General features: G+C 52.4%; 25 protein-coding genes and 3 pseudogenes. 20 read left to right on the top strand and 8 right to left on the bottom strand.

The annotated features are described in order from the left end of the window. Positions 1 to 307: 307 nt before the first annotated feature. The gene (locus tag IEV46_RS04585) at positions 308 to 1,444 is read right to left on the bottom strand and encodes a slipin family protein (protein WP_188431126.1); all 1,137 of its coding nucleotides are present in this window, start codon (positions 1,442 to 1,444) and stop codon (positions 308 to 310) included. A gap of 809 nt (positions 1,445 to 2,253) precedes the next feature. On the opposite strand from IEV46_RS04585, the gene mgsA reads away from it, so the two are divergent. The 10 genes from mgsA to ku all read left to right on the top strand — a co-directional run bounded on the left by mgsA (position 2,254) and on the right by ku (position 11,414). Then, entirely contained in the window at positions 2,254 to 2,670 is a 417-nt protein-coding gene (gene mgsA, locus IEV46_RS04580) for a methylglyoxal synthase (RefSeq protein WP_188431124.1), read from the top strand. A 5-nt stretch (positions 2,671 to 2,675) separates the two neighbouring features. Continuing rightward, positions 2,676 to 3,383 (top strand): bacillithiol biosynthesis deacetylase BshB1, encoded by a 708-nt coding sequence (bshB1, locus tag IEV46_RS04575; protein WP_188430417.1) that lies wholly within the window; start codon positions 2,676 to 2,678, stop codon positions 3,381 to 3,383. 19 nt (positions 3,384 to 3,402) lie between these two features. Then, positions 3,403 to 4,521 (top strand): N-acetyl-alpha-D-glucosaminyl L-malate synthase BshA, encoded by a 1,119-nt coding sequence (bshA, locus tag IEV46_RS04570; RefSeq protein WP_188430415.1) that lies wholly within the window; start codon positions 3,403 to 3,405, stop codon positions 4,519 to 4,521. Further along, positions 4,518 to 5,753: a CCA tRNA nucleotidyltransferase gene (locus IEV46_RS04565; RefSeq protein ID WP_188430413.1), complete on the top strand. Its 1,236-nt coding sequence runs from the start codon at positions 4,518 to 4,520 to the stop codon at positions 5,751 to 5,753. Before bshA ends, IEV46_RS04565 begins: the two co-directional genes overlap by 4 nt. Further along, positions 5,734 to 6,708 (top strand): biotin--[acetyl-CoA-carboxylase] ligase, encoded by a 975-nt coding sequence (locus IEV46_RS04560; RefSeq protein WP_188430410.1) that lies wholly within the window; start codon positions 5,734 to 5,736, stop codon positions 6,706 to 6,708. Before IEV46_RS04565 ends, IEV46_RS04560 begins: the two co-directional genes overlap by 20 nt. Positions 6,709 to 6,944: 236 nt before the next feature. Continuing rightward, positions 6,945 to 7,805, top strand: a complete 861-nt coding sequence (gene panB, locus IEV46_RS04555) for a 3-methyl-2-oxobutanoate hydroxymethyltransferase (RefSeq protein WP_188430408.1) — start codon at positions 6,945 to 6,947, stop codon at positions 7,803 to 7,805. Beyond that, positions 7,805 to 8,677, top strand: a complete 873-nt coding sequence (panC, locus tag IEV46_RS04550) for a pantoate--beta-alanine ligase (RefSeq protein WP_188430406.1) — start codon at positions 7,805 to 7,807, stop codon at positions 8,675 to 8,677. The genes panB and panC overlap by 1 nt, the downstream gene beginning before the upstream one ends. Then, positions 8,662 to 9,045: an aspartate 1-decarboxylase gene (gene panD / locus IEV46_RS04545; RefSeq protein WP_188430404.1), complete on the top strand. Its 384-nt coding sequence runs from the start codon at positions 8,662 to 8,664 to the stop codon at positions 9,043 to 9,045. The genes panC and panD overlap by 16 nt, the downstream gene beginning before the upstream one ends. Positions 9,046 to 9,203: 158 nt before the next feature. Beyond that, the gene (locus tag IEV46_RS04540) at positions 9,204 to 10,592 is read left to right on the top strand and encodes a tetratricopeptide repeat protein (RefSeq protein ID WP_188430402.1); all 1,389 of its coding nucleotides are present in this window, start codon (positions 9,204 to 9,206) and stop codon (positions 10,590 to 10,592) included. 12 nt (positions 10,593 to 10,604) lie between these two features. Continuing rightward, on the top strand, positions 10,605 to 11,414 hold the full coding sequence (gene ku / locus IEV46_RS04535; RefSeq protein ID WP_188430400.1) for a non-homologous end joining protein Ku: 810 nt from the start codon (positions 10,605 to 10,607) through the stop codon (positions 11,412 to 11,414). 6 nt (positions 11,415 to 11,420) lie between these two features. Here ku and IEV46_RS04530 read toward each other — a convergent pair whose 3' ends face one another. Continuing rightward, a complete protein-coding gene (locus IEV46_RS04530; RefSeq protein ID WP_188430398.1) occupies positions 11,421 to 11,741 on the bottom strand; it encodes a hypothetical protein in 321 nt (106 codons plus the stop codon). Between the two features lie 83 nt (positions 11,742 to 11,824). After that, a complete protein-coding gene (locus IEV46_RS04525; protein ID WP_188430396.1) occupies positions 11,825 to 12,088 on the bottom strand; it encodes a hypothetical protein in 264 nt (87 codons plus the stop codon). On the opposite strand from IEV46_RS04525, the gene IEV46_RS04520 reads away from it, so the two are divergent. Then, positions 12,082 to 12,993, top strand: coding sequence for an ATP-dependent DNA ligase (locus tag IEV46_RS04520; protein WP_188430394.1), 912 nt, complete (start codon positions 12,082 to 12,084; stop codon positions 12,991 to 12,993). The genes IEV46_RS04525 and IEV46_RS04520 overlap by 7 nt on opposite strands. A 43-nt stretch (positions 12,994 to 13,036) precedes the next feature. On the opposite strand, the gene IEV46_RS04515 is transcribed toward IEV46_RS04520, so the two are convergent. Beyond that, entirely contained in the window at positions 13,037 to 13,300 is a 264-nt protein-coding gene (locus IEV46_RS04515) for a hypothetical protein (protein ID WP_188430392.1), read from the bottom strand. A 110-nt stretch (positions 13,301 to 13,410) separates the two neighbouring features. Between IEV46_RS04515 and ligD the strand changes: the two genes are divergently transcribed. Next, positions 13,411 to 14,298 (top strand): non-homologous end-joining DNA ligase, encoded by an 888-nt coding sequence (ligD, locus tag IEV46_RS04510; RefSeq protein WP_188430390.1) that lies wholly within the window; start codon positions 13,411 to 13,413, stop codon positions 14,296 to 14,298. Positions 14,299 to 14,525: 227 nt separating this feature from the next. Beyond that, entirely contained in the window at positions 14,526 to 15,821 is a 1,296-nt protein-coding gene (locus IEV46_RS04505) for an amidohydrolase (protein ID WP_188430388.1), read from the top strand. Positions 15,822 to 15,900: 79 nt separating this feature from the next. On the opposite strand, the gene IEV46_RS04500 is transcribed toward IEV46_RS04505, so the two are convergent. Beyond that, positions 15,901 to 16,098 carry a hypothetical protein gene (locus tag IEV46_RS04500; protein WP_188430386.1) on the bottom strand — a complete coding sequence of 66 codons (198 nt, stop codon included), beginning with the start codon at positions 16,096 to 16,098 and terminating at the stop codon, positions 15,901 to 15,903. A 290-nt stretch (positions 16,099 to 16,388) separates the two neighbouring features. On the opposite strand from IEV46_RS04500, the gene IEV46_RS04495 reads away from it, so the two are divergent. The 3 genes from IEV46_RS04495 (at position 16,389) to IEV46_RS04485 (ending at position 19,190) form a co-directional block, all read left to right on the top strand. After that, positions 16,389 to 17,036 (top strand): hypothetical protein, encoded by a 648-nt coding sequence (locus tag IEV46_RS04495; RefSeq protein ID WP_188430384.1) that lies wholly within the window; start codon positions 16,389 to 16,391, stop codon positions 17,034 to 17,036. Positions 17,037 to 17,152: 116 nt separating this feature from the next. Beyond that, entirely contained in the window at positions 17,153 to 17,683 is a 531-nt protein-coding gene (locus tag IEV46_RS04490) for a hypothetical protein (protein WP_188430382.1), read from the top strand. After that, positions 17,676 to 19,190 carry an AAA family ATPase gene (locus IEV46_RS04485; protein WP_188430379.1) on the top strand — a complete coding sequence of 505 codons (1,515 nt, stop codon included), beginning with the start codon at positions 17,676 to 17,678 and terminating at the stop codon, positions 19,188 to 19,190. Before IEV46_RS04490 ends, IEV46_RS04485 begins: the two co-directional genes overlap by 8 nt. Before the next feature lie 50 nt (positions 19,191 to 19,240). On the opposite strand, the pseudogene IEV46_RS04480 reads toward IEV46_RS04485, so the two are convergent. Continuing rightward, positions 19,241 to 19,440: pseudogene (locus tag IEV46_RS04480) on the bottom strand (multicopper oxidase domain-containing protein); the annotation flags it as partial. Between the two features lie 195 nt (positions 19,441 to 19,635). On the opposite strand from IEV46_RS04480, the gene IEV46_RS04475 reads away from it, so the two are divergent. The 3 genes and pseudogenes from IEV46_RS04475 (at position 19,636) to wrbA (ending at position 22,579) form a co-directional block, all read left to right on the top strand. Further along, a complete protein-coding gene (locus IEV46_RS04475) occupies positions 19,636 to 20,814 on the top strand; it encodes a pyridoxal phosphate-dependent aminotransferase (RefSeq protein WP_188430377.1) in 1,179 nt (392 codons plus the stop codon). A 134-nt stretch (positions 20,815 to 20,948) separates the two neighbouring features. Beyond that, the gene (locus IEV46_RS04470) at positions 20,949 to 21,917 is read left to right on the top strand and encodes a ring-cleaving dioxygenase (protein ID WP_188430375.1); all 969 of its coding nucleotides are present in this window, start codon (positions 20,949 to 20,951) and stop codon (positions 21,915 to 21,917) included. Between the two features lie 49 nt (positions 21,918 to 21,966). Continuing rightward, positions 21,967 to 22,579, top strand: a pseudogene (gene wrbA, locus IEV46_RS04465) (NAD(P)H:quinone oxidoreductase). 436 nt (positions 22,580 to 23,015) lie between these two features. Here the strand turns inward: wrbA and IEV46_RS04460 are convergent. Beyond that, a pseudogene (locus tag IEV46_RS04460) lies at positions 23,016 to 24,800 on the bottom strand (Tn3 family transposase); the annotation flags it as partial. A 49-nt stretch (positions 24,801 to 24,849) separates the two neighbouring features. Continuing rightward, positions 24,850 to 25,776, bottom strand: a complete 927-nt coding sequence (locus IEV46_RS04455) for a tyrosine-type recombinase/integrase (protein WP_188430370.1) — start codon at positions 25,774 to 25,776, stop codon at positions 24,850 to 24,852. A gap of 154 nt (positions 25,777 to 25,930) precedes the next feature. Here IEV46_RS04455 and IEV46_RS04450 point away from each other — a divergent pair, with 154 nt between their 5' ends. Continuing rightward, positions 25,931 to 26,161, top strand: a complete 231-nt coding sequence (locus IEV46_RS04450; RefSeq protein ID WP_188430361.1) for a hypothetical protein — start codon at positions 25,931 to 25,933, stop codon at positions 26,159 to 26,161. The last annotated feature ends 113 nt before the right edge of the window (positions 26,162 to 26,274 follow it).

Below are 26,274 nucleotides of genomic sequence, written 5' to 3'. Positions count from 1 at the left end.
GTTATACTGATGATGTGTCGTTCTGGTTGACTGACTTTTAATCAACCGCATATCAACGTTTGGCAGAGACATTGAATCATCGGTAACATGCGACTTTGGAAACCAATAAACAAGGACCGGCCATCGAGGACGGTCTCTCTTATATCAACCCACCTTTGGATGGTTCCACGATATAAATAGATGCAACAGTTTGGGAATTCAGTTGATTCCTTTAACCGGATCGCATCTATAGGTGAATCATCCAAAAAGACCGGCTCCTTCGCACAGGGAGCGGGTCTTTTTGTGCCTGTATGGCAAGTTGAATCGATCACTTTTCCCGGTTTGGACGGACCAGCAAGTCATTCAGTTGTTCCATCAGATTTCCGCCTCCGGTGATGGATATGGTACCGATTTTTTCACAGATGCGCTCCAGGAATTCCAGCTCTTTCAGACGGTACAGGGTTTGGTTTTGGTCCATCATCTTGGCGGTGTTCAGCAGGCTGCGCGTGGAGGCGGTCTCTTCCCGGCGGGTGATGATGTTGGCCTGGGCTTTCTTTTCTGCGATCAGGACGGTGTTGAGGATCTCCTTGACATCGCCGGGCAAAATGATATCCTTCACTCCGGCGTCGATGAAGTGAACACCAAATTCGGCTTCTTTTTCTTGCAATCGATGCAACACCTGGGAAGAGATCTCCTGTTTTTGCTTCAGCAGGTCGTCCAAACGGTAGGTTCCGATGTATTCTCTCAATATCAGCTGCAGGTGGATGTAGACCTGTTCCTTGAAAGAGTGGACTTCCAAGACTTTCATCGGATCCGTCACCCGGTACTGACAGACAAAGTTGAGGCGCAGGGTGACTTTGTCGGCCGTCATCATCTCCTGTCCGGTCAGATCCAACTGTTGTCGACGGAGGTCGACGGTCTGCAGTTGGACGTCGACGGAGGATGAATTCCAGAAATAATAGTTTCCCGGAGGCAATTCTTTTTGAAATTGATGATCGTAGAAGAGGAGGCCCTGGTGATGAGGGGGGACCTTAAGGACCTGAAAAAATCCATTCAGCTCCGGATGGATGAAAATGGAACGGTCGATCGTGTCGGAAACGGCGGGTTCTTTCAGATCCACAAAAGTGAAAGTGTGCTCTTTATATGAATTCCAGAAAGCGTATTTACCGGATGGGTAGACATCGACAAACTTTCCGTCCTCATAGTGAAGGGCGAGCTCATGGTCCCGGACGTCCAAGATCGTCAATTCCTTCAACAGTTCTTCATCATGCAGAAACAGATGAAGGTCCTGATCCGGGGGGGAGAAGGGCTCGTCCAAATTCATGATGACCACCCGATATGAACTTACGAAGCTGTTTGCAAAGAGGGGGAAAAAATAGCTTCCCGGTTTCAGATGCTTGACATAGTCCCCCCGTTTAAACAACAAGCCTCTCTGATCTTTTTGAATGTGTATCATCATTATTATCCTCGTTTCATGAGATGTGGCGCTGTTTGAAATCCTCCCGCGGAAAACGGCGGAGCTTGGTTTCAGGTGCAGCTTTTTTACATCATTCGGGATGGATGAGCCAAAGAAGGGAAGCCGGCATTTCACTTCCAATCAAGGCCCCCGCAGCCCGAGTGTCATGAAATCCACCACATCGGATCAACCAACCTTCAAGGCCGCTTCCCCCGGTGTCCTCCCGGCGGGTGCACTCCCGCCGGGAGGACGGAGGATTTCCCCAACAGCCCACAAAATAAGGTGCTTACCAAGCATCGTCCCCCAGACGATTGAGGAATCGAACCTCACATCATACCGTGTGCTCTGCCTCTGAGCTAATCGCTGTCGCGATGGAGGAATCGAACCTCCGACCTCACGGTTCCAAAAAGGTCTCGAGAAAGTATCGAGATTGACTTCCAGCATACTTGCATCCAAAGGAAGAAGCACTGCGGGACCATCCGGAAATCCTCACACAGGAAGTCTTTTTCCATGATAGAACCCATAAACAATTCTGTCAATACAACCATTGGAAACCGACAGAAAAAGCGACCCACTGAAAGGATTCCTCCCTTCGATAATTTTCAGACCAGTTTGTATCACAGACAACAATAACTCTCATACAAACCATGGGTTACAAAAACCACGGTTTCCACTTCCTTGATTTCGGTTTTTGGATTAGAATATAATGAAATCAATTGAACCAGTGTCAACTTCTGATTCCCGGTCGATATCCCGCGCGGTAGGAGATCCACTACCGGGTGGGTTTTTTCACGATTAAGGACTTGGAGGGAACCCATTTGAAGATCGCGCTGGTTGCTCATGACCTTAAGAAGGAGCAGATGGTTCAGTTTGCAATTGCCTACCAGCAGATTTTGAAGGAGCACACCCTATATGCGACGGGAACCACCGGAAAACGGATCAGGGAGGCCACGGGGTTGAATCTTCATCGGTTTTTATCCGGACCTTTGGGAGGGGATCAACAAATTGGGGCGCTGATGGCGGAAAATCAGTTGGACTGCATCATTTTCCTCCGCGACCCGCTGACTGCACAACCACATGAGCCGGATATCCTGGCACTGTTGCGGTTGGCCGATGTGCACAATATCCCGGTGGCCACCAACCTGGCGGCGGCGGAGGTGCTGATCCGCTCGTTACAACAAGGGGATTTCGATTGGCGACACATTGTGCACCAGCGCAAGGAGAGAGGAGAATAAAACCTATGGAAAAATCAGACCATGTGGAAATCCTGGCCTTTGGAGCTCACCCCGATGATGTGGAAATCGGTGCTGCTGGGATTGTTCTGCGCCATACATCCCGGGGAATCCCCGTGGCGATCTGTGACCTGACTGATGGGGAGCTTTCCTCCAATGGGGATGTGGTTACCCGTCGCAAGGAAGCGGACCGGGCATCGGAAATTCTGGGATTGGCAGGCCGCTATCGTTTGGGATTTGCCGATCGGGGATTGAATGGATCACCGGAACAATTGGCTGAGATGGTGAAGCTGATCCGCCGTCTGAAACCCCAGGTGGTGCTGGCGCCTCACTGGGAAGACAGACATCCGGATCATACTGCCTGCAGCCGTTTGGTTCGAGAAGCGGTGTTTGATGCAGGGATCCGAAAGAAAGCTGCGGAGGAAGGAGAGGCTCCCCACCGGGTTCGGCAACTCTTTTTCTATTTCATCAATCATACCGGCCAAGCAGATGTGATCATCGATGTCAGCGATGTCTATTCCCGAAAAAAAGAGGCGATCCTGGCCTTTGAAAGTCAGTTTGTTCCCGGTCCGGAACGGGCGGATACACCCTTAAACCGACCCACCTATCTGGCAATGGTGGAAGGACGGGATCAGATTTGGGGACACCAGATCGGGACCAGTCATGCCGAGGGGCTGGTATCGGCAGGTGCCATCCCCATGGATCTGCTGATTTGAGAGGGAGGGAAGGAGAATCATGCGCATCGGAATCACTTGTTACCCAAGCCACGGAGGATCGGGTGTGGTGGCGACGGAGCTTGGAAAAGTGATGGCCGAGAGGGGACATCAGGTACATTTTATCGCCTATGACATGCCCTTTCGCCTGGGGCGGTTTCATCATAATATTCATTATCATGAAGTGGAGGCCAACCGTTATGCAGTGTTTCGTTATCCGCCCTATGATCTGGCCCTTGCCAACCGGATGGCCCAGGTGGCCAAAATACACAAGCTAGACCTGATCCATGTACATTATGCGGTTCCCCATGCCCTTTGCGCCTATCTCGCCAAACAGATGGTGGGGAACTCGTTGAAGGTGGTCACCACTTTGCACGGGACGGATATCACGGTGATGGCGGAAGATCCGTCCCTCAAGGATATTATCTGTTTTGGAATTCGTGAAAGCGATGCGGTAACAGCGGTTTCCGAGGACTTGATCCATCAGACAAGAGAGTTGCTCTGTGTGGACAACCCCCTGATACGAATCTACAATTTTGTGGATCAGCGGGTATACAAACCCACAGATGTGTCGGATCTTCGGAAAGAATATGCCGCCCCCCATGAAAAGATCTTGTTGCACATCTCCAATTTCCGTCCGGTGAAACGGGTGTTCGATGTGATCCGGATCTTTGAACAGGTGAACCGGGAAATCCCCTCACGCCTGATTCTGGTGGGGGAAGGGCCTGACTGGTCCGAGGCGGTAAAAATGGCCAAGGAGTTGGGGATGGAGTCACGGATCGATTTTCTAGGGAAACAGAATGAAGTGGCCCGGCTGATCTCTCTGGCGGATCTTCTCCTGCTCCCGTCCTCCAAGGAGAGCTTCGGTTTAGTCGCACTGGAGGCGATGGCTTGTGGCGTGCCCACTGTCGGTTCCAATGCCGGCGGGCTCCCGGAAGTTGTGATTCATGGAGAGACGGGGTATTTGGCACCGATCGGGGAGGTGGATTCGATGGCCCGCTATGCCATCCAACTATTATCTGATCCCCATCTGTATGACCGATTCTCGGAAACCGGCCTCCAACGGGCTCGGAAGGAATTTTGTGCCCAAAAAATCGCGGATCAGTATGAATCCCTCTACCAAAAGGTGATTCAGCAATGAAAGAGGCCCGAAAGGCCTCGCTTCAGGTGCTGGAACGGCTGGAAGAGGCGGGATTTCAGGCTTACTGGGTGGGGGGGTGCGTCCGGGATGAGCTACTGAACCGGGAACCGACAGATTATGATGTGGCGACGGATGCACCGCCAGAGAAGGTTCAATCTCTCTTTGCCAAGACAGTGGCGACCGGCATCCAGCATGGGACTGTGACCGTTCTAATCCATCGACAGGCGGTGGAGGTGACCACGTTTCGGGAGGAAACGGGATATAGAGATCACCGTCACCCGGGGCAAGTTCAGTTTATAAAAAGATTGGAAACGGATCTTGCCCGCAGGGATTTTACGATCAATGCAATGGCTCGGGACCGTCGGGGGTGCCTGATCGACCCTTTCGGGGGGGAAAAGGATCTCCAATCCAAATTGGTTCGGGCGGTAGGGGAAGCAGAAGAGCGTTTTCAGGAGGATGCTTTGCGCATGGTGCGAGCCCTGCGATTTTGTGCCCAACTTCGATTCCGGCTGGATGAACAGACGAAAGTGGCTCTGATCCGCCAAAAATCCCTCCTGCGTTACCTGGTGGTAGAACGGGTGACGCAGGAATTGGAAAAATTGTGGGCAACGGAAAAACCGTCACGGGGAATCCGTCCCCTATGGGAGATGGGGTTGTTCCCCCATTTACCCCCCTTTACCCGTTGGGGTCGTGTCGTCGGTGACCCGGCCATTCCCGTGGAAGAGATGGATCGTCGGATAGGACGATGGGCCCGTTGGGCTCTGTTTCTTCACCTGTGTGGTGTTCACCCGGAGAAGTCCAAACCACATCTGAGAAGTTTTCGCCTGCCGGCTAAAGACGTGGAAATCGTCTCTTCAGTGTATCGGCTGGGATTTCAGTGGCAGCTCACTCCCATAGATGGCCGCACCGGAAAACAGTTTCTCCTCACTCATGGAAAAGAGAAACTGGAGTCCGCCTTGGAAACAGCGGCTGCTATCCATCGTTGGGACGCAGAGGAAGAAGAGGGGATGCGGGAGGCCCTGATCCGGTGGCAACGGGAGATGCCGGTACATCATCTCCGGGAGCTGCGCGTAAATGGACGGAGCCTGATGGAAGCCACGGGACGCAAGCCGGGCCCCTGGACGGGACGGGTGTTGAATACACTGTTGAAAAAAGTGGCTCTCGGAGAACTCCCCAATGAGGCTGAGGCGCTGATCGAGGAGGGATGTCGACTTGTCCAGCAGGATTCGTGAACAGTTGCTCTCTTTTTTTCTGGAAAGGCAGGATGATTTTTTGTCCGGGGAAGAGATCAGTGAGCATTTGCAATGCAGTCGGACCGCCATCTGGAAACAGATTGAAGAGCTCAGAAAAGAGGGGTATCAGATTGAAGCCCGCCCCAAAAGAGGCTACCGACTGATCTACCGTCCGGACCGGGTGGCTCCTGAGGAGTTGAAGCCCCATTTGTCCACCGATCGTTTCGGTCAACAGATCCGTTATCGACAAAAAATGAGTTCCACGCAATTGCTGGCTCATGAATGGGCCCGGGAGGAGGCCGTGGAAGGCTCACTGGTCATCACCGAGGAACAGGTGCAAGGCAGGGGGCGGCTGGGCCGCACTTGGGTCTCCCCACCCCACAGCGGAATTTGGATGAGCCTGATTCTACGGCCACCGATCCCTCTCATCCAAGCTCCCCAACTCACATTACTCACTTCGGTGGCTCTCACCCGGGCGCTTCGGCAGGAGACGGGGCTGGAAATCCGGATCAAATGGCCCAACGATCTTCTGATCCATGGGAGAAAAGTATGCGGAATCCTGACAGAGACCCGGGGAGAACAGGATCAAGTCCAATATGTGGTGCTGGGAATGGGAATCAATGTGAATGTGACTGCATCCTGCTGGCCCAAGGAATTGAAAGAAACGGCCACATCCCTGGCGATTGAAGGAAACACGACTTATCACAGGCCGAAACTGATCGCAAAGATCCTGGAAGAATTGGAAGGATTGTACGATGCTTATCTGGCTCATGGCTTTGAACCCATCCGAATTCTGTGGGAAGAATATGCCGGAATGCTCGGGCGGCAGATTCGAACCCTCACTCCCGAAGGGCCTGTCAAAGGTACGGCGGTGGGATTGGATCGATCCGGAGCGCTTCTAATTCAGCGGGGAGATCAAGTGAGCCCGGTTTTTTCCGCGGAAATCGACTGTTGAGAAGCGATCGGTTTTCGTTTACCCTTAAAGGTGGCAGCGGCGGCATCCTTCCCGGAGCCGCACGTGCCACCTTTGTTCGTTCTTTTTTGTCACCCGATAAATCTGCTCTGAGCCTTTGGGACGGAGACAGAGGTATGGTTGATAAGCCGACACCTTGTCTGTTCCTGTTTGGGCTGATAAGGTGTTTTTTAATGTTCCCGCCTCTGACTCCGGAGCATCACAAGGAGGTTTGTTCCATGACTGCACACGGAAAAAGCGTGACGCTTCGGACACTCAGTCGAATGAAGGCTGAAAACACCAAAATCGCCATGATTACCGCCTACGACTATCCATCGGCGAAACTTGCGGAAGCGGGGGGAGCCGATCTCCTCCTGGTGGGGGATTCCCTGGGAATGGTGGTGCTCGGATATGATTCCACCGTTCCGGTCACACTGGAGGATATGGTTCATCACACCAAAGCAGTGACCCGCGGATCCCAAAGAGCCCTGGTGGTGTCAGATCTACCCTTTTTGACCGCCCACCTCACCCCGGAGAAAGTGTTAAAAGTAGCAGGACGTCTGATGCAAGAGGGAGGGGCCCGGGCAGTCAAAGTGGAAGGATGTGATGCAGTTCTTCCCGGGATTCGCGCCTGTGTCGCAGCAGGGATCCCCGTGATGGGCCATATTGGTTTGACACCGCAGGCGGTTCACCAACTGGGTGGATACCGGATCCAAGGAAAAGATGCAGAAAGCGCCCGACAACTGCTCGAGGAAGCCCGGCGACTGGAAGAGGCAGGTGTATTTGCACTGGTGTTGGAGTGTGTCCCGGATGAGGTGGCTTCCAGGATCACCCGTTCCCTCTCGATTCCGACGATCGGGATCGGTGCCGGAAGAAATTGTGACGGACAGGTTCTCGTCTATCACGATGTGCTTCAGTATGGAAGTGAGATTCAGCCCTCTTTTGTCAAGTCTTATGGACATATGGGGGAGATGGCCGTCAAGGGCATCCAAGCCTACGTGAAAGAGGTTCGGGATGGGATCTTTCCCGGAGAAGAACACACCTTCCGAGCTCCGGGTGTGGTGGATCACCTCTATGGTGGAGAAAGGAAGAAGGATTAATGCAGAAGATCGAGAGGATTGCCCAACTCAGAGACTTTCTCCGCCCACATCGGGAGAGGCGTCTGGGCTTGGTACCGACGATGGGCTATCTTCATGAGGGTCATCTCAGCCTCATCCGACAGGCTGCCAAGGAGTGTGAGCAGGTGGTGGTTTCCGTCTTTGTCAATCCTTTGCAATTTGGTCCCGGAGAGGACCTGGATCGTTATCCGCGGGACCTGGAACGGGATCAAAAATTGGCGGGAGAAGCGGGGGCTGATATTCTGTTCACTCCCGGGGTGGGAGAGATGTATCCAAACGGAGCGAAGACCACCGTCCGAATCACCGGTCTCACCGACCGGTTGTGCGGAGCCTCCCGCCCCGGCCACTTCGACGGTGTGGCCACTGTGGTGTCCAAGCTGTTCCATATCGTGGAACCGGACCGAGCCTACTTTGGTCAAAAAGATGCGCAGCAGGTGGCGGTGATCCAACAGATGGTCCAAGATCTCAACTTCCCCGTGGAAGTGGTCTCCTGCCCGACGGTACGGGAAGCGGACGGTCTGGCGATGAGCTCCCGGAATGTTTATCTGTCGCCAGAAGAGCGGAAACAGGCAGCCATCCTGTACAAAACCCTCCGGGAAGCGACCCGTGAACGGGAGGCGGGACGGCTATGCCGGGCAGCGGAAGCGGTTCAGTTTATCCGGGAAAGGCTGGAAAAGGCGGAGGGTCTCTTGATTGACTATGTGGAAGTCCTCAGCTACCCGGAACTGGAACCCCTGGATAGACTGGACGGCGACCGATCGATTGCGGCCGTGGCCGTCCGTCTGGGCTCAACCCGCCTGATCGACAATGTGATTTGGCCACAAGAGGAGGGAACAAGATGTACCTCACCCTAATGAAGTCCAAAATTCACCGGGCCACCGTGACAGAGGCCAATCTCAACTATGTGGGCAGCATTACTATCGATGAAGATCTGATGGAACAAGTGGATATTTTACCCAATGAAAAAGTGCAGGTTGTTAACAACAACAACGGGGCCCGGCTGGAAACGTATGTAATTCCCGGTCGCCGAGGTAGCGGCACCATTTGTCTCAATGGAGCCGCCGCCCGGCTGGTCCAGCCCGGAGATAAAGTGATCATCATCTCCTATGCGATGATGACGAAAGAAGAAGCAGAACGCCACCGTCCCCGAGTGGCCATCATGGGTGAAGGAAATCAAGTGCAGGAAATGATCGGGGAGGAAACTCACGGTGTGGTTATTTGAATCGTAAATCAGTTTGTATTAAAGACAAAGCCCTTGCCCAATGGCAAGGGCTTTGTGCATGGAGGCAAATCCCCATCCGAGGATGACAAGGGATCATTTTTTTAGTTTCTGTGGAGAGACTACTTAAAAGCCAAACCAATCGAAAAGGAGGTGAAAAGATGTTACAACCCTGGTTGCAAGAAATGCAAAAACACCTGTCCCAGATTGCTGAAACCTTTGGGAACTCCGCCCCGGAGGAGCGCAGCCAACTGCGGACGGAGTTTCAAAAAATCCATCAACATACCCATTCATTATTGGAAGGTTGGGCTGTATTGGAGGAACAAGTGGCCTCCATTCTCAAACAACATCCGGAATTGGCGGAGGAAGAAGAGGAAATCAGCGGTGAGTTTTTTCTGGACAGTCAGGTGGTGCGAACCTTCCGTCAAGGACAGGGATATTACCAGCTGAAAATGTTCGGGGAGGCCCGGCCTTACTTTCATGAAGTGGTTGAAAAGGAACCTGAATTTCTGTTGGGTCGATTGTACTTGGGCTTAAGTGATTTTCAGCAGGAAAATCTGGAGGAAGCCCGCCGTCAATTTCAATTGGTGACCCAAACCTCGGAGATCCCCCGATTCAACGCTTTTGCCCATCACATGCTGGGGTGCATCCATGTCCGTCAGGAAGAGGATGAACTTGCTATTCGCCAATTCACGCGGGCGTTGAATCTGGATGAGGAGAGGGGGGACACCTGGTTCAACCTGGGGGCTTGTCATTATCGATTGGGTTATTATCATGAGGCGATCCCGATTTTTTTCCATGCCTTGCGGGTTGATGAGGAAGATTGGGAGGCAATGTATTACCTTTCCTGTTGTTATGAAAAGCTGGGACATGATGACAGTGTTTCATATTGGAGAATGGCCACATATCAGAAAACCCGGCATCCGGTGGTGGTGGAATCGATCGCCCGTCACTTTGAGGAGCGAGGAGAACCCCGGCAAGCGATCCCATGGTACCGGAAATTGATAAATGCAGATCCGAAAAACGTCAGGGCGTATCACGGGTTGAGCTGGAACCTGTGGGTTTTGGGGCAAAGGGAAAGAGCCATGGCATACCTGAAAAAGGGTTTGACACTGGAAGCGGGGAATCGGGACCTCCTGTTTACTTACGTCTGGTACCTTTTGCAAATCGGTGACTCGGATCAGGTAAAAAAGGTATGGTCCGGTCTTCCCACAAGTCTGCTTGAAGATCCCTTGTGGTTAATTCTCCGTTCCCGATTGTCCGTCCACAGCGGAGATTTTGATGGAGCGGAAGCCATTGCCCGCCAGGTGATCGAAACACGGGATACTGTGGCCCGTTCCTTGGGATACTACCAGTTGGGGCGGGTTCTCCTGGAAAAACGGGATCCCGAAAAAGCGGGGATCGCCTTTCAGAACGCCCGGGAGCTTTCTCCCAAGTGGGAAGAACCTATTTTCTTTGAGGGTCTCTGTCATCTGTTGAAGGGGCGGAGAGAAGAATCCCGTCAATGTTGGGAAGGAATTCTGCCGAAGGCTGATGCCATCGGCCGTTAGGGGGGATCATCCGTGCACACCATCTGGAAAGGAGCCATCAGCTTCGGTCTGGTCCATATTCCGGTCCGTCTGTTTTCGGCCACTCAGGATAAAAGCATCTCCTTTCGCAGTCTCCATGAAAAGTGCAAAACCCCGATCAAGTATTCCCGGTATTGCCCCACCTGTGATACCGAGGTTCCCTGGGAGGAAGTGGTCAAGGGGTATGAATACGCTGATAACCAATTTGTTCTGATGAAAAAAGAGGAAATGGAAGCCATCCTGCCGGAAAACCGAAAGGCGATCGAGATCCTGGATTTTGTCAAACTGGAGGAGATCGATCCCATTTATTATGATAAATCCTATTATCTCGGTCCCGGAGATCACGGGAATCACGCCTATTCGCTGTTGCGGGACGCGATGGCCGAAACGGGAAAGATCGGGGTGGCCAAAATCACGATCCGATCCAAACAATCCCTGGCGGTGGTGCGTGTTCATCAAAGTTGCCTGGTGATGGAAACCATCTTTTATCCCGATGAGGTCCGGGATGTTGCCCAAGTGCCGGAGGTTCCCGCAGGGGTAGAATTGCCGGAAAAGGAGATGGAAATGGCCAAACAGCTGATTGATCAGCTGACGACAGCATTTGATCCTGAAAAATATCGGGATGAGTATCGGCAGGCGGTGGAAGAGGCCATCGAGAAAAAAATCAAAGGAGAAGAAATTGTGGAAGCTCCCGAGCGTCAACCGGAGCGGGTAGTCGATCTGATGGAGGCTTTAAAGGCGAGTCTGGAACAATCCGGGAAAAAGAAAAAGAAGCCAAGAAAAAAGAAAACAGCCGCGAGATAGCGACTGTCAGGAGGAATCCCCTTTCCAATACCGAAGGTGGGTCTCTTCACCGGCGGGACGCGTCCGGATTTTTTCGCCCTTAGCATCGCGAATGATTTCGATCATCCGGTAATGCTCCACCTCCCACGCTCCTTCTCTGGTGACTCCTTCATATCTCAGGCGAAACTCTTTTTGGGAAGCCGGAGAACCGGGTTGGCCCACGACAGGTGCTGTCCCGGCAGGCTCCAACTGGCTGCGGGCGACCAACAATCCCACCCACATCATGTTCACCGCAATCACCGTTACCAGCAGAGTCTGGATCAGGGTTTGTTTCCATGATAAATCCATGATTTTTCCGCCTCCCGGATAATACATGTCTATGGTCCGAGTGTCTATTTCATACGTGGGGTCCAATAAACACGGGACTCGCCCTAAAAGAAGTCCATCAACCACCACAAAGCGACGATCGCCACTGCCAGTTTGAATGCCACCTCCATCCAATCGGGTTTGGACGCCTGGAAGGAACGGATCACCCGGTATACAGACCGGACCAAAATCACAATCAGGGCAATCTGGACGAGAAGTGTTGGCATACTTTTCATCACCTCCAATTCAAAGCCTATTCGGTGGGAGGGCTTTTCCATTCCGATGTGAGGCATGCTGGAATCAAAAAGGCGGGTGAACCCAAGTGACAATTATCGCTCCCATGGAACCGGTTCCCCGAAGAGAAGTGTTTGCATCCGAAGATTGGCTGTATCAGGTGAAATGGGATGGGATCCGAATGCTGGCTTTTTTGGAACGGGGCCAAGTTGAGCTTTTCAATCGGAAACAACGGTGCAGGACTCTCTGGTACCCTGAACTGACAAAGGAGATGGCCGGACTTTCTTGCAAATCGACGATCTTGGACGGGGAAGTGATCGTACTTCAAGAGGGACGACCGGATTTTTTTCGGGTGTTAAAGCGAGAACTCTTGTCGGACCTGAACAGGCTCCGATCCATCATGGACAAGATTCCTGTTCAATACATGGTTTTTGATCTTTTGTCCTTGGACGGACGTAATTTGATGAAAGAGCCTTTGACTCATCGATTGGAGATTCTGACCGGATTGATCCCTCCGAATTCAACCACCCTGCACCTTTGTGACAGTTTTAGTGACGGTCCGGGTTTGTGGGAAGCCACCCGTCAGCAACAGTTGGAAGGAATTGTGATGAAGGAACGGAAGGGTGTATACCACCCCGGACAGAAACACCCTTCTTGGCAAAAAGTGAAGCATTTTCAAACCCTGACAGCCACTGTTGTGGGCGTGTTAACCCGCGGCAGTCTGGTACGGTCTATTCTATTGGGATTGAAAGGAGATGACGGATGGACATATATCGGTCGTGTGAGCTCCGGGTTGAATGAAAAAGAGCGGAGGTTGTTGACTGAGGCTGTTCCCGGCCTGAAACGAAAGTTACCAGTTGTGGTAAATCCGCCTCCCGCCCGTCTTCAGGCTATTTGGATGGAGCCGGTGTTGCGAGTGGAAGTACGTTACATGGAATGGACCCCCCAGGGGACGCTGCGCTCCCCCGCGGTGATCGGTTTTCGTCTCCCCGATTCATGAGAAAATGGGAAGACCCGGTTTTCACCGGGTCTTCCCAACCGTTTCACCAAAAGAAAGGACGATAGGGAAAGGGACGGTAAAAGGGAAACGGGCGGTAGAAGGGGCCAAATCCACCATAAGGGAATCCAAAAAATGGAAAAAATTGGCTGGTTTGCAGATTCCCCGAATCGTAGGTTGTAGGCGAATAATTGTAAGCATCCGCCGGAAGACCGTAGGTGCCGTAGAAGTTACCCGGGACACCGCTAGAGACATGAGGTGACAATGGGGATGAGGTTCCCTCCAAGCGTGGCTGCTCTTCGGACATCATGATATTTCCTCCTTGAGTTGATTTTTTCTCTACAGGCACTATATGTCCGGAATCAATTTCTGGTCATTTGTCCCGGTTAATTTGGGCTGATTCGATAAAGGAGAGTGGCAATGAACCGGATTGTGCAAGTTGAAGGAAAGAAGATTCAGATCACGAACCCGGATAAAAAGTTATTTCCCGAAATCACCAAATGGGACTGGATTTTGCATTTAAGCCGATTGGCGCCCCAGATTCTTTCTTATGCCCGGGGACGGTATCTGACAACGATTCGCTATCCGGATGGGGTGGATGGTAAGTTCTTTTACCAAAAAAACGTTCCGGACCATGCACCCCGATGGGTTCAGACTGCTCGCTCCGGTGAAGTGAATCACATCCTTTTGCAGGATGCCCCGACTCTGATCTGGTTGGGAAACCTGGCCTGTCTGGAATTTCATGTTTCCTTCGATCGGGTGGACCGACCGGGTTATCCCACGGAGCTTGTCTTTGATCTCGATCCGTCAGTGGAGGGCTTTGAAGCGGTGATGGAGACGGCACTTCTCACTCGGGAGGTTCTTCAGTCCATGGGTTTGGACGGAGTTGTCAAAACTTCGGGTGCAACAGGACTTCAGCTGTATGTTCCGATCCAACCCAAGCATACTTTTGAGGAGACCCGGATTCTCAGTCAATTTGTGGCCCGTTATCTCAAGGATAAGAATCCACGCTTGATCACCATCGAGCGTCAGGTGAAAAAGCGGGGGAGTCGGGTCTACTTTGATTATCTGCAGCATTGGAAGGGGAAATCCTTGATCACCGTATACTCTCCGCGTGCCCGGCGGGAGGCCACCATTTCTGTCCCCCTGCGGTGGGAAGAGTTAAAACCGGGGCTGACACCGGATCGGTTTACATTGGAGACCGTACATCATCGTCTTCAGGAGGAAGGAGATCTTTTTGCACCGATCAGCCGCCCTACCAATCCTTATGATCTGTCAGAGATCTTATCCTTTATCTCTCAGAACTAAAGTGTTGTGAATGAGTGGCAGCCAGGTCGGTCGGGATGGGGTTTCACATGGCTGTTTCGTTGTTCTGAACGAACCCCAACCTTCCCTGTGAACGGCTTTTTCACAATGCTTCCAATGCTGCTTCCAGAGGTACCCCTCTCGAGCAGCCATGAATCCAACACCTTGTCCGGAAAAAAGAAGTGGGGTATGTTGAGGAGGTGAGGACTCAAAACCGAAGGAGGAAAAACATGAAACGGCTCTTAACCCATGCCCGCATTCTGACCATGAAAGAAGAAGAGTCCCGCCCTCTGGAAAACGCCTGGTTGCTGATCGACGGGGAAATCATCGCTCAGGTGGGGACGGGAAACCCGGAGATTGATGCGGACGAAGTGGTGAACATGCAAGGGAGATTGCTTCTTCCCGGATGGGTCAATACCCATGGGCACGCGGCGATGACGCTTCTCAGAGGGTTTGCCGATGATCTGCCCTTGAAAATCTGGTTAGAAGAAAAGATGTGGCCCATGGAAGAGAGATTTGGCCCCCGCCAGGTCCGATGGGGAACCTCCCTGGCAGTGGCCGAAATGATCCGCGGCGGTACCACTTGCTTTACCGATATGTATGACCATATGGATGATGTGGCCGATGTGGTCGCACAATCCGGCATCCGGGCCAGTTTGTGTCGGGGAGTGATCGGATTGGGTTCTCGGGAGGAGCAGGAGGCGAAACGACAGGAGGCCATCCGCTTTGTCCGGGATTGGAATGGGGGCGCCGGGGGGCGCATTTCGGTGATGATGGCACCTCATGCTCCCTACACTTGTCCACCTGATTATATAGAAAAATTGGTTGCCGACTCTGCAGAGCTGGGGGTTCCGATTCATATTCATATGTCTGAAACGCAGGCGGAGGTGGAGCAAAACCTGCGGGATTACAATGCCCGACCGGTGGCTCACCTCCGGAGATTGGGAGTGTTTGACCGTCCCTGTCTGGTGGCCCATGCAGTCCACCTGACAACTGAGGAGATCGGGATTCTGGCCGAAAAGGATGTGAAAGTATCCCACAATCCGGGGAGTAACCTGAAGTTGGGGAGTGGAATTGCCCCCATCCCCGAGATGCTGAAAGCGGGTATCCGCCCTTCCTTGGGAACGGATGGAGCGGCCAGCAACAACAATCTGGATCTGATGGAGGAGGTCCGTCTGGCCGCACTGATCCATAAAGGGGTTCGGAGGGATCCGGAGGCCGTCCCTGCTGAAACCGCACTCCGGATGGGAACTCTATACGGAGCAGAAGCTCTGTTTTTGGAAGATCAGATCGGAACACTGGAGGCGGGAAAACAGGCAGATTTGATCTCGATCGATCTCAACGGTGCCCATCTTCAGCCCTTACATGACCCGGTTTCCCATCTGGTTTATGCTGCGAGCCGGGATGATGTGCAGGATGTCTATGTGGCGGGTCGTCCCTTGATGCGCAACCGGGAACTTCTCACTTTGGATGAGGAAAAAATCCGGTTTGAAGCCAACCGTGCTTTTGCAAAGGTGGCCCCCTAGAAAAAAGCCGCCAATCGGCGGCAGGGAAATCATGGTGGGGGGTATAGGCAGGAGAAAATTCGTTAAAATACTGGATAGGTTACATTTTCAAATCGATTTCCAGGTGGAAACGCAAAGGAATCCTGGACTCTTCTTCAACGGAAGCTCTCCATCTCCTGAAGGCGGGAGAGGCCCAGGATTCTGCTTGCATATAGGCTTGGATCTTCTCCAGTTCTTCGCCGGATACTTGGTGTTGCAAGCAATCGCGGATCCATCCGGACGGAAGGGAAGCCTCCAATTGGCTCACCTCCTTGTGTAAACATAGTATCACCCCGGGGAATTCCGTTATGTTAACACATTTTTTCACGTATCACGTCTTTAAGACCGTTGGTTTAGGAAGTTTTTCCCGTTCGTGTTTTGCAAACAAATTGCAAACATGCGGCGGGATTTTCTTTTTGAGGATGGATGAGGCTTTTCCTGCTGCGCATCACCATCACAACGTCAGTTATCCATGCACTTTTTCACTTTGGGGTGATAATTGGCATCGGTGCCAAGTAAAATGGAAAAAAGAGCGGGGGAGGGAGCCACTTGCATCTTCGATACTGGACCGGGTGGCTGTTGACTTTGGCCCTGGTTTTACTCTCCGGGTGTCACGGGGAGCATGAGAAAGGATCAGAGGAACAAGCGACCCGCTTCCACTTGTTCCGGCATATCGATGGCCAGTTGAATCAATCGCGCTATCCCTTTACCCTTTCGGTCCACTCCCTGCGATTCAACGGCAAACAACAAGGAGTGAACTGGTTTCTGGAAAGCCAGGATCCGGATGGAGAGAAAAGGATTCGTATTCGAAAAGAAGGGAATACCATCTTTCTGAGTCGGGGAAAGCAAGCGGAAAAACTGAAGACCCGACAATTTGGCCTTTTATCCCCCAGGGATCATCTTCTTCTGATCAAATCAACGGTGTTGCGGATTCAGCCGCTGCCGGAGAATAAAAAGGGTTTAATCGGGGTGCAAGCGGTTTTGTCCAGTGAGGAAATTGGAGATCGATTGGGCGCATGGATGGGAGAGGGTTTTGAACAGGGGGCGGCCAACCAGGCTAGCCGGAAATTCCGGATCCGATACCACATGTGGTATCGACCTAATCAAGATGGGCTTTCCATCCTGAGAATGGGGATTTATCCGCAAGTGAAGGGGCAGCCCGGCGAGAAGATGATTTATCATTTTGGAAAACCATAAGGAACCATGGTTTTCTTTTTTGTTACCATTTTCATCCTTAACATCTTGAGTATATATAATATGATATACTATTATCGATGCGTTAAGAAGCTGGTAGAAAGGGGGGTTGACGGAGGATGCAGATTCGATGGCCCGTCGCCGTTTTGGCATTGTTTGTCAGCCTCTTTGTATTATTCGGTGGATACTTCGGTTTTCAATGGTTTCAGACAGAAAAACCGATTCGGGAGACAGTTCAACAGACGGCTCATGTGAAATTAGAGAAGATGGACGTGGCACCGGACCGCATCACGATTCAACTTCGACCGGATGCCCAATTTTCATTGATTTCAGATTATATCCCTTTAAGAAAAACCATCCTGACCCATGGGGGCAGTCGCAAGGTGGAGATTCGACTTTCCGACCGACCGGATGCGACCCTTACTGAAGCATGGAATCGGATGGTCTTCGGGATTCGTGAAGGAATAGCTCATGGGCGGTTCACCATGATTCCCAAAACAGTGAAACAGGTAGCTGAAAGGGAAGGGATTCAATACCGCCTCGGAATGGATAAAAATTTTGTCTATGTGGAACTTCATCGGGGCGATCATTATCTGTATCAGATTCTGCCCCTGAGTCAACCGGAAAGAGAGGTGAAGGATCATGGGTAAAGGAATCTCAATCGGTGTAACCCTGTCGATCCTCCTTTTCCTTCTCTATCTGGGATTCAGTCCATTGCCCCTGTTGGTTTTGGCTGTGATTGTCGGGATGGCCTGGTATTTTTTTCAGTCCCGTTCAGGCGCGCAGATCGGGGTAGGTCAGAACAAACGGCTACAACGCAAGAGTTCGGTTCCCGATGTTTCCTTTGAGGAGATCGGGGGACATGCCCGTTCCAAAAAAGAACTGAAAGAGGCATTGGATTTTCTGATTCACCGGGATCGGATCCAGCAGTACGGGATCCGTCCGATTAAAGGCATTCTGTTGTCCGGCCCTCCCGGGACCGGGAAAACATTGATGGCGAAAGCGGCGGCACACTACACTGATTCCGTGTTTGCGGCCACCAGCGGAAGCGAATTTGTGGAGATGTATGTGGGGGTAGGGGCGCAGCGGATCCGGGAATTGTTTCGGGACGCACGAACCCAAGCGCGGAAGAATCAAAAGAACAGTGCCATCATCTTTATCGATGAAATCGATGTGATCGGAGGTAAGCGGGAAGGCTCCCAGCATCGGGAATATGACCAGACTCTCAACCAATTGTTGACGGAGATGGACGGAATCACTTCGGATCAGGAAGTACAGGTACTGGTGGTTGCGGCCACCAACCGCAAAGATATGCTGGATTCCGCCTTGTTACGCCCGGGTCGCTTTGATCGTCACATTTCGGTTGATTTGCCGGATAAACAAGCAAGGGTCTCCATATTGAAGATGCATACCCGGAACAAGCCTTTGGCCGAGGATGCCGATATTGAGCGAATCGCCTTGGAAACCTTCGGATTCTCCGGAGCCCAGTTGGAAAGTCTGACTAATGAAGCGGCGATCTATGCCTTGAGGGATAACAGCCGGCTGATCGGTCACGAACATTTGTCCCGGGCCATCGATAAGGTCATGATGGGAGAGAAAACGGACCGGGAGACCACCCGGGAAGAACGGGAACGGGTAGCCATTCATGAACTGGGCCATGCGGTGGTTTCCGAATGGGTTCGCTCAGGCTCGGTCTCCCAAGTCTCTCTTTCGCCCCGGGGGCAAGCACTGGGGTATGTTCGGCATCATCCGGGACAGGATCGTTATCTGTATACCCGGAAACAATTGGAGGATCAGGTGATGATCTGTTTGGCAGGTGCAGCAGCAGAACAGATGATTTACAAAAACCGATCCACTGGTGCCCAAAATGATTACGAACAGGCTACCCGCTATATTCGGACTTTGATGGAAGCGGGATTGTCCGATCTGGGAATCATCGACAAGGACTTGGTGGGCAAGGAGATGTTACATGCCGAATCGGCCAAGATCCTGAAAGATCTGTATGAACGGACCGAGCATCTCCTTCAACAGTATTCGCATGTGTTTCAAGAAGCTTTGGATGTGTTACTGAGGGAAGAAGTGTTGTCAGGGGATCAGTTCCGTCAACTCCTCAAATATACTGCCTCATCGTCGGATGCGGTACGCATCGGAGGTTGAACGGGGGATTTCCCTCCCAAAAAAGCAGCCGGATTTTGGCCGGCTGCTTCTTAAGACTGTTTTCTTTTGATAACAAGAAAAGGTCGCATCATTTCGTGATCCTCATGTTCAGGATATGACAGTGCCAGACGTATTCCCCTGTAAAGGGTCCCATTCGGGGAATAATCCGTGTGACGTGCCCCGGGGTGGCCCGGACGGTATCCTTCAGCCCTTGTTCATCCGGGGATGGCCGAAGGGGAGGACCTGTTAACCGAAGGTTTCCTGTTCTGTTAAAATGGTTGAGTTTGTATATCTAATGTGGGGCCATATGTTGATGAAACCGTCACTCGTCTATTTCGGAAGATTCGCCAGTTGTCGATTGATCTCCATGGCGATCGAATGTAAGCAAACCGGTTGGGGCTGTGTTAAAATGAGGATGAAACGGAAGGAAGAGAGGAGCACCAGGATGAAACTGTCCCAACGGGTTCAACGGTTAACCCCTTCAAAAACCATCGAAATCACAACCATGGCCAATGAATTGAAAAATCAGGGGCACGATGTGATCGTGCTGGGAGCCGGAGAACCGGATTTCAATACACCCAAGCACATCTTGGACGCTGCCGCGAAGGCGATGACTCAAGGATTGACCAAATATACTCCCGCCGGTGGAGTGGTGGAATTGAAAGATGCCATCCGGGCCAAGTTCCAACGGGATCAAGGTCTTGAATACAACCGGGATGAGATCGTGGTGACCGTGGGTGCCAAACACGCCCTGTACAATCTGTTCCAGGTCATCCTTGATCCGGGTGATGAAGTGATCATTCCCTCCCCTTACTGGGTCAGCTACATCGAGCAGGTGAAGTTGGCCGGAGGAACCCCGGTGATCATTGAAGGCACAGAAAAGACGGGTTTCAAAGTGACTTCGGATCAATTGAAAGATGCTGTGACGGAGAAAACCGTCGCCTTTTTGATCAACAGTCCCTCCAATCCCACCGGTGCCATGTACAGTCGACAAGAGCTCCAAAACTTGGGTGACATTTGTCTTGAGCATGACCTGACGATCATCTCTGATGAAATCTACGAGCTCTTGATCTACACAGACGAAAAGCATGTCAGCATCGCTTCCCTGAGTCCCGAGCTGAAAGCCCAGACAGTTGTGATCAATGGAGTGTCCAAAACCTACTCCATGACCGGTTGGCGAATCGGTTACGCTGCGGGAGATGCCCGGATCATCGGAGCGATGTCCAGGTTATCCAGTCACAGTACCTCCAATCCGACATCAGTGGCCCAGTATGCTGCCCTGGAGGCCTTGACCGGCACCCAGGAGCCGGTGGACAGAATGCTGTCGGCGTTTAGAAAACGACGGGATTACGTAGCGAACCGTTTGCTGAGGATCCCCGGGATTCACTGTGATGTTCCTCAAGGCGCCTTTTATATTTTCGCCAATGTAGCAGAAGCCGCACAAACTGCAGGTTATGACGATGCAGATGCTTGGGCGAAGGCTCTTCTGGAACAGGAAAAGGTGGCACTGGTTCCGGGATCCGCTTTCGGTTCCTCTGCTCATGTCCGCCTTTCCTATGCCACTTCCATGGATCAACTGCAAAAAGCGATGGATCGGATTGAACAATTTGTGACCCAATCCTGAATAATAAACCCTCTGTCAATGAACAGAGGGTTTATTATTTATGTATAGTTACTTGACAAAAGTAAGCTGGTTTAATTATTATAGCTTTGAATGCAAGCATCAACGATGGACAAATTAACAAGGAGGTGAAGTCATTGGAACTGATGGGGATTCACCATGTCTCCGCATTAACCGCACAAGCGTCCCGAAATGTCGATTTTTACACAAAAAACTTGGGTATGCGTCTGGTTAAAAAAACAGTCAACCAGGATGACACATCTTCCTACCACTTGTATTACGGAGACGAACTGGGTCATCCGGGTACCACCTTGACCTTCTTCGATATTCCAAACCTGGCACCCAATTCTCCCGGTGTGAGCAGCATTTCCATCGTTTCACTCCGGGTGTCGAATCAGGAAGCTCTCCGCTATTGGGAGGATCGGTTCCAAGCGTTGCAAGTGGATCATGACGGGATCCGATCTCATGCAGGCCGTGCCTCACTTCCATTTCGTGATTTCGAAGGGCATCGTCTCCAGCTCGTGGCAGATGATAATCCGCCGGGAGTGCCCGGAGGAACACCATGGGAGAAGAGTCCCGTGCCTGTCAGATGGGGAATCCGCGGCTTGGGGCCGGTTACGCTGACGGTGCGGGATGCTGAACCGACGGCACGGGTGTTGGTCGATATTCTGGGATTCCGGGAAGTGGGACAAATCCCGGCACAGATTGAATCACAGCCGGATATTCTCATTTTTACCACCGGAGCCGGAGGGGCCGGCGCCGAAGTTCACGTGGAAGAACGTTCCGATCTTCCCCCTGAACGATTGGGCCGCGGGGGAGTTCACCATGTGGCGTTCCGGGTTCCCGATCAACAGGAGTATGAGGCGTGGAATCAACACCTGGAGGCCGCCGGTTTTGTCACGTCGGGGCTGGTGGATCGCTATTATTTCCAATCCATATACTTCCGGGAGCCGAATGGAATTCTGTTTGAGTTGGCGACCGATGGGCCCGGGTTTGCGACAGATGAAGCCCCGGATCAACTGGGGAAAACACTCGCATTGCCTCCTTTCCTGGAACCGCATCGGAAAAGTATTGAGGCGAAGTTACAGCCATTGCAGACTCATTAAAGAAATCAAAAAAACAAAGACATAACTTACACGAAAAGGGGAATTGACCATGTCAAACGTTAAATTGGCGATTATTTATTACAGCTCCACAGGAACCAATCAAGCTGGCCAAATGGGCAGAAGAGGGGGCCAAACAGGCAGGTGCCGAAGTGAAGGTATCAAAAGTGCCGGAACTCGCACCTATGTCAGCGATTGAATCCAATCCCGCTTGGAAGGCTCATTATGAAGCAACTAAAGATGTTCCGGAAGTCTCCTTGGATGACTTGGAATGGGCGGATGCGATCATCTTCAGCATTCCGACCCGGTTCGGAAATGTCCCTTCTCAGATGAAACAATTTTTGGATACGACTGGAGGTCTTTGGTTCCAAGGAAAACTTGCCAACAAGGCTGTCAGTGCCATGGTTTCGGCCAACAACGCTCATGGCGGACAAGAACAGACTGTCTTGTCCCTGTATACCACCATGTACCACTGGGGAGCGATCGTGGTGGCACCGGGGTACACAGATGAGTCAGCTTACAAGAGCGGAGGCAACCCCTATGGAACCAGTGTCACGGTGGATTCGGAAGGAAACATGCAGGAAGATGTGAAGGACGCGGTGATGCATCAGGCAAAACGGACGGTCACAGTTGCAGGTTGGATCAAACAGGGAATGCAAGGATAAAAGGGATCAGCTAAAACCCGGAGACGCCACAGGCGTCTCCGGGTTTTCCTCATCTCAGACTATAATCCCCCAGTTTGACGAAGCGATAGCCCTGTTCACGCAAGATGGGGATGGCCTCTTTCACCCCTGCACAGGTTCCGCTTCCGGGTTGGTTCATGTGGAGAAGAGCGATCGAGCCGGCCCGGGACCGGAGGAGAGCCTGTTTCACTTGATATGAGTTGTATGTGCCCCCGGCATCACCCAGAATGTCATAATTGACCACTTGGATTCCCAGTTCTCCGGCCGCTTTGACCGCCACGTCATCATAGTGGGCGGTGCCGGAGCGGAAAAATTCCGGTTGCTTGCCGGTGATCGCGTTGATTTTGCGATGGTTTTCCAGAATCTCATCCAGGACTTCCTCCAGGTTGGCTGTTCCCCGGATGCCGTAAACCGACCGGAACCGGGTCCAGCCGTCCACCTCTACCAACAGATCGGTCAGCTTGATTCGTGGCAGCAGATCGTAAGCGCGCCGGGTCAAATCTTCCACCCCGTCAGGAACGGCTTTTTTCAGGGGGGTAATCCGGAGCTTCCCGTTCGTTAGAGTAACGTCTGGCAACTGGTCTTTCCGGATCAACTCGCCGACCTTCTGCAGCTCCTCCTCCATTTTTCGTGAGCGTTCCTCCAAATACCGATCGACATCCACCGGGGCCGCAATCGGCAGGGAGGGATCCCCCTTCATCTTGGCCCACATCTCCAATGGCAAAAGGTATTCATCGAAATCCTTGTACTGGCGGCTGCCCGTCACCCACAGGTCCCCGGACCGAAGGTGGTTTCGTAGCTCTGACAGGGCACACATTTCGTAATAATGCCGGTCGATTCCCTCCTCGCGGAGCACATGTTTTTCCCAACGGGGTTTGACAAAGGCTGCCGGAGCCTCATCCGGCAGCTTTCGTTTGCCAGTCACGTTCATCTCCTTCAATAGCTGAAGGGCTTCCAAAAGAGAAGCACTGGGAGCGGCAGAAGCCCGGAAGTCGTAGCTATTCAACAACCGCGGCGTATACTTGCGAAGCTGATGATAACGGCTATTCAGCAGGTCCAGAAAATCAAAATCCGCCGGGCGTGCGAGTTGTTCCGCCTCCTCCACGGTGGAAATAAACTTTTCCCAAGTGATGATGGACTGCAGGAGCTCATAGGGATCTTGTTCAGACTCCCGGGCAGAAATGAGTGCCTTGCCTACTTTCGCGTACAGGCGTACCTTTTCATTGATCATTTTTCCGTCTCGCTGGAATTGGTCCTTGTGGGTGTGCTCTCCGCGGTTGAACAATCGTCCAATCAGCTTGTCATGAACCTCCAGGCCTTGGTCCGTAAGGGCGGCATAGGTGTGATAGAGGAAGGCCATCAGGGTGGCGTAACGTCGGCGCTCGTTAAAACGGGCCAAGTGTTGGGCGGAGTACCGGGAGCCTTCCCGGGCCAGCTGGGTCAGTCGGTTCTGGTGAACCTGTCGGGCGTTATCCAGAGGAAGTTGCAGATCCCGGATGTAATCCCGCCGGTCCATGATCTCGTGGAAGCTTTTGTTGGAGACGCTACCGGGTGGCTGTCGCAACCAGGTAAGGTAGGTTTGTTTTCCGCCTTTCCGGACTGTCAAAAGCTGATCCAGTTGGATACATTGTTCCGCCGTCAAGTCTTCCGTTAGTTGCCTATAGACTCGGTTTTCTGCCCTGCGGCGCACCGACCAGCCCAGCCGCTCGACGGCATACATGGCCGGAATGATGATTTTCCGGTTTCGCATCTCCTGGATCAGAGATTCGACGAGAACGATCCCCTTGTCGGTTCCCATGGCGATCGGCGACAACCATCGGCTGAGTTCGCGATATTCCCGCAACGTGAAGGACCGGTATCCAAAGGTTCGGCGGATTTCCGCTAAGTGTTCCCGCCGAGTGGTATCCCGGCCACGAGCATAGTCTTGCATCACGGCCGGTGAGATCCCAAGCTGACGGCCAATGTGAGCCAGGATGGGCAATGGAACTTTCTCCTGAGGCGATAACGGACGCCCCGGAAACCGAAGGTATCCGAGCTGAACCGCAAATCCCAACCGGTTGGCGGCTCCCCGGCGGCGATTGACGACCTCGATCTCTTCCGGGGACAACGTGTAGTAGCGAGTCAATTCCCGATTACTCATCTCCCCGGGAACCTCGGTAAACTGAGCGCGCTGAGCCGGTGACAACAGATCGTATGTAGGCAAATCTGGCTCTCCCTTCTGTTCTCTCCAAAGGATTCTTGTTACTCGTCCACTATTGCCATGCGATCTTTTCCACTTCGGCTTGGAGGTCGGAACGGGTCGCCTGCACATAAATCATCGTGGTGTCCAGGCTATCGTGCCCCATGATTTGGGCCAATCGGTGAAGCGGTGTCTTATCGGCCATGACGTACCCGAACCGGTGTCGAAGATCATGGGCGCTTAACCCTTCCAACCCTGCCCGGCGCATGTATTTCTGGATCAGGTGACGAAGGGCCCGCTCTCCCAGACGTCCGCCGGTTTTTTCGGAACGGAAGAGGGGACCGTCACTCTGGGTGTCCAGCGTTGCCAGATATTCCTCCAGCGCGGTCCGAATGGTGATGTTAAGCGGGACCTCCCGTTGCTTGTTCCGTTTCCCAGAACGAACCAAAAGGCGGCCGCTTCGCTTGCCAAGGATCACGTCCTGGTACTGAAGGTCACAAACCTCCATGGTCCGTAAGCCGGTATGGAGCATCAGGAGAAGGATCGTCCGGTCCCGGATCGTCCCGTCCCGTTGAACGGCGGTCATCAGGGCCGCTTCCTCCTGATCAGTCATCTGCCGCGGACTGGTTTTTTCCACCGGCACAAGCTTGACCGGTTTGGCGGGATTGAGGGCCACGATGTTTTGCTTCGCCGCCCAGTCGAAAAAGCGCTTAATGATCACCAGCCGACGGTTGACCGTGGCGGGCTTTAAGGATCGGACGGTTTGCATATACTCCCGGTATCGGATCAGCGTCGGTGTGGTCATTTTCGCAGGATGAAAGTTCCGATCTTCTTCCTGGTGGGTGCTCCAACTGGTTTCCATCCACTCGGCAAGGAGCCGCAGATCCCCCGCATATTCTCGAAGCGTCTTGGGGCTCAGGTCATCATGGGTAGTTAGGTCATCGATGAAGCGGTCAATCCAATGTTCCGCTTGGTCGGAAATTGAAGGGGATCGACTCATACACACGCCTCCTTTGAGATTTGACTAACATTAGTGGACATGATATTCTTAGCTTATCCGAACCGTTAGCGGACATCAAGAGCGGGATTTCAGCGAAACCATAGCCGCTAATTTCAATTAGCGGACATCTCCAAGCGAAACGGAGGAGCCCCTATTGAGCATTGAAAAGGACGACCTTCACAAGCTCGTGGATCGCCTGCGCGAACAGGACAAAAAAAGTGCCTACGACTTTCTCCGCTACCTGATCGACCGACAGAAAGACCCGTATTATGAGATTAATCAACGCGAGCCCGATGATGTGCCGATGAACGAGGAAGAATTGGAGCAGTTCCACGATGAGGAGTTTGTTTCGTGGGAGGCGGTCAAGCGTGGTCTTAAAATATGACCTTCGTCTTTCACGAAAGGCCAACAAATTCCTGATGAAGCAAGAACCCGGAGTTCAGAAACGAATTGCCCAAGCCATTGAGGGCATTCGCATCGTTCCCCCCGAAGGCGATG

The organism is Kroppenstedtia guangzhouensis, assembly GCF_014637345.1.
In the GTDB taxonomy this organism is placed as follows: domain Bacteria; phylum Bacillota; class Bacilli; order Thermoactinomycetales; family DSM-45169; genus Kroppenstedtia; species Kroppenstedtia guangzhouensis.
This window is presented reverse-complemented; position numbering and strand designations above follow the sequence as displayed.